Annotated in this window: 10 protein-coding genes; 5 read left to right on the top strand and 5 right to left on the bottom strand. The window is 42.6% G+C overall.

Going from position 1 to position 10842, the window contains the following annotated elements; translation table 11 throughout:
- Positions 1-330: 330 nt before the first annotated feature.
- Positions 331-1518, bottom strand: coding sequence for a glutamine amidotransferase-related protein (locus tag ACP6PL_RS03395; protein WP_426542552.1), 1188 nt, complete (start codon positions 1516-1518; stop codon positions 331-333).
- Positions 1511-1714 (bottom strand): hypothetical protein, encoded by a 204-nt coding sequence (locus ACP6PL_RS03390; protein ID WP_426542550.1) that lies wholly within the window; start codon positions 1712-1714, stop codon positions 1511-1513. The genes ACP6PL_RS03395 and ACP6PL_RS03390 overlap by 8 nt, the downstream gene beginning before the upstream one ends.
- Positions 1715-1924: 210 nt before the next feature.
- On the opposite strand from ACP6PL_RS03390, the gene ACP6PL_RS03385 reads away from it, so the two are divergent.
- From ACP6PL_RS03385 to ACP6PL_RS03375, 3 genes are all read left to right on the top strand, one after another.
- Positions 1925-2059: a zinc ribbon domain-containing protein gene (locus ACP6PL_RS03385; protein WP_426542556.1), complete on the top strand. Its 135-nt coding sequence runs from the start codon at positions 1925-1927 to the stop codon at positions 2057-2059.
- Entirely contained in the window at positions 2025-2147 is a 123-nt protein-coding gene (locus tag ACP6PL_RS03380; RefSeq protein ID WP_426542548.1) for a hypothetical protein, read from the top strand. Before ACP6PL_RS03385 ends, ACP6PL_RS03380 begins: the two co-directional genes overlap by 35 nt.
- 137 nt (positions 2148-2284) lie before the next feature.
- Positions 2285-3502 (top strand): glutathione S-transferase family protein, encoded by a 1218-nt coding sequence (locus ACP6PL_RS03375; RefSeq protein ID WP_426542546.1) that lies wholly within the window; start codon positions 2285-2287, stop codon positions 3500-3502.
- Between the two features lie 726 nt (positions 3503-4228).
- Here the strand turns inward: ACP6PL_RS03375 and ACP6PL_RS03370 are convergent.
- Positions 4229-5113, bottom strand: coding sequence for a hypothetical protein (locus tag ACP6PL_RS03370; RefSeq protein WP_426542544.1), 885 nt, complete (start codon positions 5111-5113; stop codon positions 4229-4231).
- Positions 5114-5189: 76 nt separating this feature from the next.
- Entirely contained in the window at positions 5190-6773 is a 1584-nt protein-coding gene (locus ACP6PL_RS03365; protein WP_426542542.1) for an asparaginase domain-containing protein, read from the bottom strand.
- Between the two features lie 652 nt (positions 6774-7425).
- On the opposite strand from ACP6PL_RS03365, the gene ACP6PL_RS03360 reads away from it, so the two are divergent.
- On the top strand, positions 7426-7671 hold the full coding sequence (locus ACP6PL_RS03360; protein ID WP_426542554.1) for a type II toxin-antitoxin system HicB family antitoxin: 246 nt from the start codon (positions 7426-7428) through the stop codon (positions 7669-7671).
- On the opposite strand, the gene ACP6PL_RS03355 is transcribed toward ACP6PL_RS03360, so the two are convergent.
- Positions 7661-8101, bottom strand: a complete 441-nt coding sequence (locus tag ACP6PL_RS03355) for a VWA-like domain-containing protein (RefSeq protein ID WP_426542540.1) — start codon at positions 8099-8101, stop codon at positions 7661-7663. The genes ACP6PL_RS03360 and ACP6PL_RS03355 overlap by 11 nt on opposite strands.
- Before the next feature lie 720 nt (positions 8102-8821).
- Between ACP6PL_RS03355 and modB the strand changes: the two genes are divergently transcribed.
- Complete coding sequence (gene modB, locus ACP6PL_RS03350) at positions 8822-10738, top strand: molybdate ABC transporter permease subunit (protein ID WP_426542538.1); 1917 nt, start codon at positions 8822-8824, stop codon at positions 10736-10738.
- Positions 10739-10842 lie beyond the last annotated feature (104 nt).

The raw sequence follows: 10842 nt of genomic DNA, 5'->3' as shown, positions 1-10842 counted from the left end.
CTTACTCATTACTCCTACAACAGTTTTGTGGTCTACTCAACTGAAAAGCGCTGTAGGGCTGAAGCCCTACTACGAACTTTAATTATAACTATTCAACCGGACATGATATAACTAGGTGATACGCTCATCAACCAAATATTGGATCGTCATACAGTTTGAACGGATATATTTGTCATATTGCTTGATTCCCTGCTTCATACAAAATAACTATCAGAACTTATGCAGAAACCGGGTTAATCCAGGAAATTTCCTGACTTGAATAATCAGAACAGTAAAACCGGTTTCTACGCTTTTTTATACCCATACTACCGGATTTGATATTACTCATTTTTAGAGAACTGACTGAAGCATACGTGCTAACAAACGAATTCCATCAGAATTTTTCATATCTTCCCAGGAAGGTGCCCAACCTTCAGATGCCGTTCTTAAAGATTCATCAAGTTCTGGGTGAAACTGGGTAGTTAGTGCTTTCCGGCCGTTATCCCAATAAATACCAGTTGCTGCAACCTCACATAGCGGATCGCCAGTTTGGCTATGTGTTGAAGCTAAAATTTCGACACCAATGGGTGCAGTCATTAGGTTTTGTAGGTCTAGTGTCGAGGCGGCTTCAAGGCTGTAAGCAGTTATTGCATGGTTAATTTGCTGATAAGCCCAACATACGAAGCGTATTGATTCTTCTGATACTTCGTTGCCATGAAATGCCTGAATGTGCAGATCGTTCTCGTACTGGAGTGCTACATCAATGATGGCATCAAAACGTTTTGCTACTACACGATATGCTTCGGTGATTTCAGTTGGAACATGAGGAATATCGATATCCCCGTAGGGGTATAACCGTGTATTAGAATGGCTAATTTCTTCATTCTTCGCAACCGCAAACGATTCATCGTTCCAAGATTGGGCAACAGTACCGTAACTCTTTTCCACCTTTAGGCGATTTGCAATCTCGGCAATACGATGACTGACAGCAACAAACGCTGATTGTTGGGATTTTTCTAGACGACGCACAGATTCACGGATTAATTCTACATGGGCTTGTGCTGTAAGCTGATGAGACAGACAAATGCCAATAAAAGGCACTTGTTTTAGCAGTAACTCAACAATCAGTTGTGTAGCATCTGAACGAGGAAATGCTTGCGAAAAAGTCTCTTTTACATGCACATCCGGTTCGCCTCCTTCCAATACTATAAGTTTGGCTACGCTTGCCAGGGCAGCAAAGCGCTTTAGGTCAGAAATACCCTGCTTCCAAGCAGGCACAATAAGGGTGGGTAAACCCAGGATCTGATCGACAATATAGGCCACGTTCTCTGATGCAATGACCCCAACTTTATCACTCGGTCGTTCGCCAACATGCTCCCAGGGTTCAATAACCACAACACTCTCTGCAATTTCTCCAGGATCGACGAGAGAAAGATCGTCTACATGACGACCCCAGGTAGGACTACGGTCACCGAGAGGATTTGGTGTATTACGCTCAGTGAGAAAAGCATCAATTAAAACTTGACTAGATTTAGACATTTATAGGGCCTTTGATTTTATTAGGACTTGTATTATACAATATTTCCCAGTGCAGCCTTAATTCCTTAACAAAAAAATCAGAAGGTTTTATAATCGTTCCGAAAATTTTATCTAAATCGGTAATAGTAATTCTCAACTTGCTTTTTGTAAATTCATCGGATACTAATTTTCCAAATTGCCATAATTCTCCATCCATTAACGAAAAATCCTGGTCTAAAGCCTCCCCTTTTAAGGGGATAAAAAGCGGTCGTTTAGCGTTCCGCACAACTTCGTTAACGGCTCAAAGCCGACATGAATGCCGAGCATTCCGAAGGATGGGATGGCGAGGAAACATCGCCATATCCAATCGACCAAGAGAAAAGAGAATTCCGTATTTCAAGCCTCCTTATTGTAGGGGTACTGATAACTGATATCTAAGTTAGTAATAGTTGATAGCTTTTTTCCATCATCAAAAACTTGCTCAAATTGTGGTCATGTTCAAAATATGCCCTTAAATGTAAGGACTTATGACTGCCCTGAATGTGGCTTGTCATATAGATAGAGATTTAAATGCTAATATAAATTTGAGACATTCGGTTGGCTTGACCATTTCGGCTGTCGCCGACATGAAAATGCCTGTGGATGAGTAACCTCCGATGGCCTAATTAGAAGCAGGCAGGGACGTTTCGCTGTGCGACATGAAACGCATTTTTGTTATGCAACGTCCGTACACATTCAAATGTCACCTTTTATGACGTTTTATATCGGTTTTATAAAGCAGTAACTTATGATAACGACCAAATCTTTGCCCTTGAGTTGGGAAAAACTACAACAACTCGCCACATTTGAGCGAGATACGGTGAACGGACCAACCAATTCCCAAGCGAGACTGCGGCTGTTTGGACAAGCCGAATCAGATGTGCGAGTTACTCTTTATCGCGATCATCATGCTTGGTGTCCTTATTGCCAAAAAGTGTGGCTGTGGTTAGAGGAAAAGCAGATTCCCTACCGTATCGAGAAAGTCACTATGTTTTGTTATGGAACGAAAGAAAAGTGGTATAAGCAAAAGGTGCCATCGGGAATGCTTCCAGCGCTAGAACTTGACGGTCAGTTAATTACAGAAAGTGATGATATCTTATTAGCATTAGAAAACGCATTTGGCCCATTAAATCAGGTGGGAATGGGCGATCGCCAAGCGCTGCCTCTGCGCCAGCTAGAACGCCTACTCTTTCGTGGCTGGTGTACTTGGTTGTGCTACCCCACGCGATCGCAAAGGGACGACCAACGCAGTAGAGAGCAATTTACCTCCATCGTGGCTCAAGTTGAAGCTGCTCTGGCCAATACTCCAGGACCTTATTTTCTGGAAGAATTTGGTATAGTTGATTTGGTTTTTACTCCTTATGTCGAGCGGATGAATGCCAGCCTTTACTACTACAAAGGCTATTCATTGCGGGAAGAAAATCCAAAGTTCTCTGATTGGTTTGATGCTATGGAAACCCGATCCACCTATAGAGGAACACAAAGCGATTTTCATACCCATGCCCACGATTTACCACCGCAAATGGGCGGTTGTTATCCTAACAAAGAATCTCAAACTGAGATTAATCAAAAACAAGTCGATTGTGGTCCTTGGTTCGGCTTACCAGATGTGATGTATCCAGAACCCGAAACGTCTCGAACAGAAGCTCTGCACCGGACGATCAAACATCGTGAGAATATCATTCGCGTTAATCCAGCGGATGATCGCCTTTTTGATGAAGCCTTGCGTTGCGCTCTGACTTATATGATGACAGGAGAACTATGTCCGCCACCATCTGGTTCCGATCCAGCCCTGCGGTATCTGCGCGATAGGATTAGTGTACCGAGAGATATGTCCATCTATGCCGCAAAACGACTGAAAGAAGCATTAGAAACCACGGCAGCTCTATCTGGCGATCGCCAAGGAAGACCCATTCCCGTGCGCGATCGGCGCGATCAAAATCCAGCCAATTTCACCCAAATTTAACATTGGAGTAGGAATGCCCCTCTTCAAATTTTTGATTGCAGAGGGGATGAGAGCGACTCCCTATTTTATTGTCAATAGGACTTACGCAGTACAACATATTTTCGTCATTGCGACCGACAGGGAAGCAATCTCAAATCCTAGTTTTTCCTGCCTCGTGCGTAAGTCCTGTTTAATAAAGGACATGGGGTGCTATTAAACTTTGGTGTTGAAGGCAAGAAAAAACCGAATTTAATTTCAATCTGCTTGCCTTTTGCTTGACAATAAAAAACTTATCGTTCCGAAAATTTTATCTAAATCGGTAATAGTAATTCTCAACTTGCTTTTTGTAAATTCATCGGATACTAATTTTCCAAATTGCCATAACTCTCCATCCGTTACTATCCCATACACAGGAAGTTCCTCGTTGTTGCACGGCAATTAACTCAGATAGACATTGTCCCAGATGCTGTAGCTTGGGATAACAACTCCAAACTTTACCCAGAGTATTTTCAAAACACCCAGCGCTAACGCTTGATCGGCGGTGGGTGTGAGTCTTTCGGGAAGGGTACGATGATCGCCAATTCGTCCGGTGCAGCAGCGTAGTTAGGAACGCAAAAGCTTGTAATTGTTAGATTTTGGGTCCCTCAAACCAACCTACGGCTAGCGATCACAATGTCCAGTAGGCTTCGTTAGTAACACCCTCCAAACATCAAATATTTAATGTGTTACCGAACATGGTTCGATAATTCAGATAATATCGACACCCTTGTTTGGAACAAACATATAACAGTAGAAAGCATATTCAACGACCATGTCCTCTTTTTTCATCTCAACCTGCTTTACACTGGTTGCTAACACATCAGCTCCTCGACAGTATAAGGAATATTCAAAAACCGTGTCTTTTGTTGTCTGACCCTGCTTTCCTTCTAAGAAAACAGGTCCTTCATTAACTGTCCAGTTAGCGGTTGCCGGATCGGTGATGGGATTGCCAGCGAAATCGAAGTTCGTCACTTGGTCACCACCGTCCTTTTGCGACCACGAATCACAACTATCAGACGAATTATCGCACCGCGCCCAATGGTAATCCCCCTCCCAATCGAGGTTGCTAGCAGGAGAAATAAGCAGTCCAACGAAGTGACCTTCCAGGACGCCATTGGAGTTATCGGATTTGTACTTCATTATTTCATCCATTGTGGTACCGACATAGACAAGACCATCTTTGATAGCATAGGATTTGACTAACTCTCCAATGTCGTTAAAAGGCTTTTTAAAATCATCACGCGTGAGTAGATAGCCGCTCTTGCGACCCGGCTGTGGAAAACTGTTAGTCGCAATATTAGTGCCGTAGGCATAACAGTTGTTATTGGGTTGGAACTTATAGGACATAAAGTTGCCATTGCAATCTCCGGCTGGGTCGTAGCGATCCCCAACGCCGCCATAAACCGTTGTGCTATACTGGGGAACACCAATTATCTTAGATTCCGGGCAGACGATGTTTACATTCACTGTTGTCGGCGCTATGTAGTGATTGTCCGGAGCATTTGAAGCACCCAGGGCTTCCACTATCTGATGGCGCGTATCTTCCAGAGCGATTCTTCCTCTGAGTTTGAACTGTCTTTGTAGTGTAGTCATGTTGATTCCTTGGTATGGGTTTGTCTCAAAATCTAAGTGTTGTCATCAATGAAAACTTCCAGCGCATCCTTCTGCTTTAGCAAGAAGGATATAGAATGCTGGTGTTTTTTTCATTGGAATAGTCATAGACGGTTAACGTCGCCGACTTGTTCGATCCGTCCAGAACGAGCATCGAAAAAGCCCGGTCAGACCCACCAGTATCGGTTGACCAAATCGGCGCATTGTCGCGACTGTAGAAGACAAGATTGCCGTTATTTTGCATAATCAGGCGTCCTGGCATCTGGTCGGGCGATGGATTGGTTAACGCACACCACAGTACGGTTTTGTTAGCAATATCTTTCAGAACAGGGCCATCGACTGGATCGTTTGTTAAAGACGCGCTACCGTCCAGCGTCACGAGCTTTTCTCCGGGGAGCAATGTAGAATTAGTCCGGCTGTCCAACCTGCTCGTGTTAAGCATTTCACCCAGCAGATTGAGTTGTAACAGATGCTTTACTACATCTGGACTCCAACTATTATGTTCGGCACTAGCGAGCAAGATCGTGAGTTTAGCGAGGGCTGCCATCGGTGTCATATCGTTAGGATTCAAGGCACCAACTTCAGGCAACCACGCCCCTGCACCATAGGCGCTGTCATTGACAACACCTTGTATGACTTGCGTGCAGTCTACAATGACAATTCCGCTAGTATTCGCATCTTGGAGTGCCTGATAAACTGCCCCATTCTGTGGGTCGTCCGGATCGCCGGAAGGAAAGTTGCCTTCGCCATAAGACTCAAGGATAAGCCCTTTAATGTAAGGAGTGCAGGCGTTAATCAGCGAAGCAATCAGCGCAGAAGAAGGATTGTCTGAGTTGCCAGAAACATACCATGCTGGAAAAGCATTGAATTGCATTACTGGAAAACTGTTGATCTTTTCCTTAATAGATCTGAGTTGCTCGATCACCTTGAGTCGAACACTTAAGGTGTCGAGGCTGACATCGTCGCTCGCAGGTAGCGGGAGCACCCGTTCAAAATACACGTTAAAATCAATGCCGTATTCACCCAGCGCCGGATAGTTGGGAGAAGAGAACGCTTTAAACTCGCTGGCGTTTGTTTTTACGCTGCGGTTGCCACGATAAAGGTAGCTATCAAAATAGATGCAAACTTCTGGAATGCCACTCTGAGCAGCGGCCATCGCACCACAAAAGTTCTGGTAGGCATCGGTATTATATCTGAGCGTTAACTGGTCGGGGGTGTCCGCTTCCCTCTCGAACATTGGCACTTGCGAACCAGTAATAATCACCGGTTTGCTCAAAGTAGCAGTAGAGTAACCTTCGCTAGAAAACGCAGACAGCAGAAACGGCAGACCCGTTCCGGTGAAGCCCATTGTATCCGTGCCATGTAGGATCACCCAACCGTCGCAATCAGCGTAGTGGTTGAGAATATATTCCGCCATCAAGCACCAATCAGTGGGTTGTAGGTTGGTACTGTCAAGGGTTCCGGTACTGGAATGGAATGTCAGATCGGTGACATAGATAATTTCCAGCTTGGGAAATTGTCCCTCAAAAATGGGATTGAGGAGACGTCCGCAAGCCGTCGCAAAGTTCTGCGCCGACATGGGAACTAATGGGTCTCCCGTGCAACTAATTGTTCCACCAGTATTAATAACGTAGACTTTCATTGCCGTTTTCTATTTATTCATAATGATATTGAATTATTCCTCTTTGATGAGACGTTAAGACAGCATGTCTAGGATAACTCCCTCAAGCAACTTATGGTCTAGCACTTGTGGTCCTACACTGAATTTCTGCGTGTGATTGTGTAAATACTGGATCATCTGCTTATTGAGTAGCTCCCCTATAAACTGGTTGCGTAAATAAGACGATTTCCCAGAATAATTTCTGACTTCTTTGACTTATTTTATAGGTCTAATTTGATTAGACGTTTAGAGAGCATATGCAGGATAACTCCCTCAAGCAACTTATGGTCTAGCACTTGTGATCCTACACCGAATTTCTGCGTGCGATTGTGTAAATACTGGATAATCTGCTTATTGAGTAGCTCCTTTGTAAACTGCTTCAGTAAACGTGAACCCAGAGAAAAAAGAATATACTTTTTTTTAGTATTGTTCTCTAAGTTATTACCAAGATACTTGCACCAAAAGAAAAATACAACCCCAAAAGTTCATATGAACTTCATATGATTTTTTAGACAACTTCATATAAACTTCATATGATTTTTTAGACAATTTCATATATTTGGATGAAAGATATGACCCCGACTCAGGGGTAGCCAAAAGACCCGATTCTGAACACAACAGGATGAAAAACAATATTAGTCAATATAGTATACTCGTTCAATGGTCTGAAGAGGATCGGCTTTTTTTAGTGACGATTCCAGAGTTTTCTGATCGCGTTGTCATGCCTTGCACTCATGGGAAAACTCGCGGGGAAGCGATTCAGAATGGGGAAGAAGTTATTGATATGTATTTGGAAGCGTGGGAGGTTGAAGGAGAATCGATTCCTCAACCCACTACGCTGAAAAGTGTTGTCAAACAGTTGCAGGCTCTCATTGTGTAGCATTAGCTTTCAGATAAGCCCCTTGCCCCAAATGTTGTAGCTTGTGATAACAACTCCGGTAATGCGCCTCGCTCACAAACAACCACATAATACGAGTCCGCCGATTCTGGGGCGGCACGGGGCAAGGAGCATAAGCATCGGTGTAAATAATCAGACAATCATAATCCCGATGTTCCTCCAGATACGCCACAACCGGGTCAAAATTAGTTCTACCTCTTCCCGTTAAATGAACTTCCCTCTGGGCGCGACGGAACGTCATCACCTCAGTTGTAATCTCAGCATCAAATTGAATCACATCTATTGCCTGCACGCCATAATTAAAAAAGCGATTCACCACCGAAAACTCCTGCTGCAACTCCTCCATTCCCATGGAGCCACTCACATCAATAGCAAACAGCAAACGAGTGGTAAAATCACGACGACTGCCCATTCAGGCGAATCCATAGCGGCGATTCGGTTTCATCCTGGTGAGCCATCGTTGTTGGCTGAGAATAGACGTGCGAAACTTGCGCAAAACTGCCCAATAGTCAAGCTTGGGGTAACCACTTTCTTTAGATGATATTTGAGACAAGAAAAATCAAAGTTTCGCACTGCTGGTTTATATTACACGTCCTTGTATGATAGAACATCTTTCAAACTTCGTGCGCGAAAGTAGGGTTATGCGTTCGCGGAGCGTTGCGTCAGCAGTATCGCTCTCTGATTACTCTCAAGTGTTGATTAATATCATGTTCGGTTAAATAGTTATTGTAATTAAAGCTTGTAGTAGGGCTTCAGCCCCATCTACAGTTAGAGCTGAAGCCCTACTACAAACAAAAACTTTATTATAAGTGATTACCCGAACATGATATAATAACTTAAAATACTGTTCTGACACACCTAAAATGTTACAATAATAAAAGTGCGTTCCTTTTTTTTGATGATTAGTTAAAAAATTATAACACAAGAGTTACATTTTATCAACTTTCCCCTCACCTGTAATAATTTTCTCTTGTGAGAATTAAACAACCCTACCGATTTTATGACCAGGGATAGTTCTTAATGAACAGAAAACTACTACAAAAATTAGCTATAGGTAAATTAATAACTATTGAAAACTTTATTAGCTAAAATCTCCCCCACAAACCTAAACTTATTTCCCTTACTATTAATAATGAACTTAGACATATCTCCTGCTTGGATTTCCCTCAAAACTGCAACAGTCACTACAGTTATTACCTTTTTTCTCGGCATCGCTACAGCACGTTGGATGCTGGGATATCGTGGTAAAAATAAAGGATTAATTGATGCCCTCTTAACATCCCCTCTGGTATTGCCCCCAACTGTCACAGGTTTTCTATTACTATTATTATTAGGTAGAAACGGTCCCCTCGGTCATCTACTCTCGTCAATGGGGATAACATTAATTTTTACTTGGCCTGCCACTGTAATTGCAGCTACGGTTGTTTCATTCCCCCTAATGTACAAAACATCACTCGCAGCTTTTAATCAAATTGATACGAGTTTGCTTGCCTGTGCTAGAACTTTAGGGGCTTCAGAATGGAGAGTATTTTGGCGAATTCTCTTACCCTTGGCAAAACCGGGAATAATTGCTGGAACATTATTAGCTTTTGCCCGATCGCTGGGTGAATTTGGTGCAACTTTAATGTTGGCAGGTAGCATTCCTGGGAAAACTGAGACTATTCCCATTGCCATTTTCTTTGCTTCTGAAGGTGGGAATATGAAAGAAGCATTTGCTTGGGTGTTAGTAATTTTAGCCATATCTCTTGGAGTGATAACTGGTGTAAACTTCTGGTCAGAATCTCAAATTAAGAAACGCAGAGCAACAAAAACAGAAAAGCAAATTATAGATGTACGCTCCGTACCTAAAGTTCAAACAACACCTTTTACACTAAACTCCCGCACCCAGTCACAAAGTTTATTTGTAGATATTCAGAAGCAACTCCCAGGATTTATGTTAGATGTTGCTTTCAGCGCTAATGACAAACCATTAGGATTATTAGGAGGTTCTGGTGCTGGCAAAAGTATGATTCTCCGTTGCATTGCTGGTTTAGAAACTCCCACTCATGGACGCATCGTTTTAAATGGGCGAGTATTATTCGATGCAGAACAGAAAATTGATTTGCCCAGTCGCGATCGCCATGTTGGTTATCTATTTCAAAACTACGCTCTGTTCCCCCACATGACAGTCGCTGAAAATATTGCTTTTGGTTTGCCCAAAGGTCTCTCATCCAAAGAAATTAAACAACAAGTAGAAGCTCATCTGTTGGCAGTGCAGTTACCAGGATATGGCAAACGATATCCAGGCGAACTTTCTGGAGGTCAGCAACAACGGGTAGCTTTAGCGAGAGCATTAGCAAGTCAACCAGATGCTTTATTATTAGATGAAGCCTTTTCCGCATTAGATACCCACCTGCGACATCAGATTGAAACATTAGTTATTGCCACCCTAGAAAATTATAAGGGTGTAACATTATTGGTGACTCACAACCTAGAGGAAGCTTACCGCATTTGCCAAAATCTCTTAGTTGTTGATGACGGAATCATTCTTAGTCATGGTGTCAAACATGACATTTTTGAGTATACTACCAGTGTGAGAGTTGCTCAGTTAACTGGTTGTAAGAACTTTTCTCAAGTAGTAATTATAGATGATCGTAAAATAGAAGCTGTTGACTGGGGATGCAGTCTTGATATTCTTGAACCCATTCCAGAACGTTTTTCTCACGTTGGTATTCGCGCTCACCAGATTACTTTTACTGATAATCCTAACCAACCCAATACTTTCCCCTGTTGGTTAGCAGCAACCAGCGAAACTCAACATCGGATGACTTTATATTTGAAATTATATCGACCTGCAAGAAATGCTTTTGACTATGATTTACACGCAGAAGTATTTAAGGAAAAATGGCATCAAATTAAAAATCGTTCTTTTCCTTGGCAGGTTTGTTTAGATCCGTTCCGTTTGTTATTACTAGAAGGTACTCCATCTCAATCAAATGTTAACTGGTATCTTCAAGATACCCAAGACATTGTGTTGGTGAAGCGTCAAACTAAAAATACAATCAACTAATACCAATTTGATAAATGTTTGCTACAAATGGTAGAAGTAAGGAACAAGGAAGAAGCAAGAAGGAAGAAGGAGGAAATATTGAAAAAAAGGGGGAAATGATAGAT

The organism is Dapis purpurea BLCC-M126, assembly GCF_050015975.1.
Taxonomy (GTDB): domain Bacteria; phylum Cyanobacteriota; class Cyanobacteriia; order Cyanobacteriales; family Microcoleaceae; genus Trichodesmium.
Note: the sequence above shows the minus strand (reverse complement) of the source record. Positions and strands in the feature narration are given on the sequence as shown.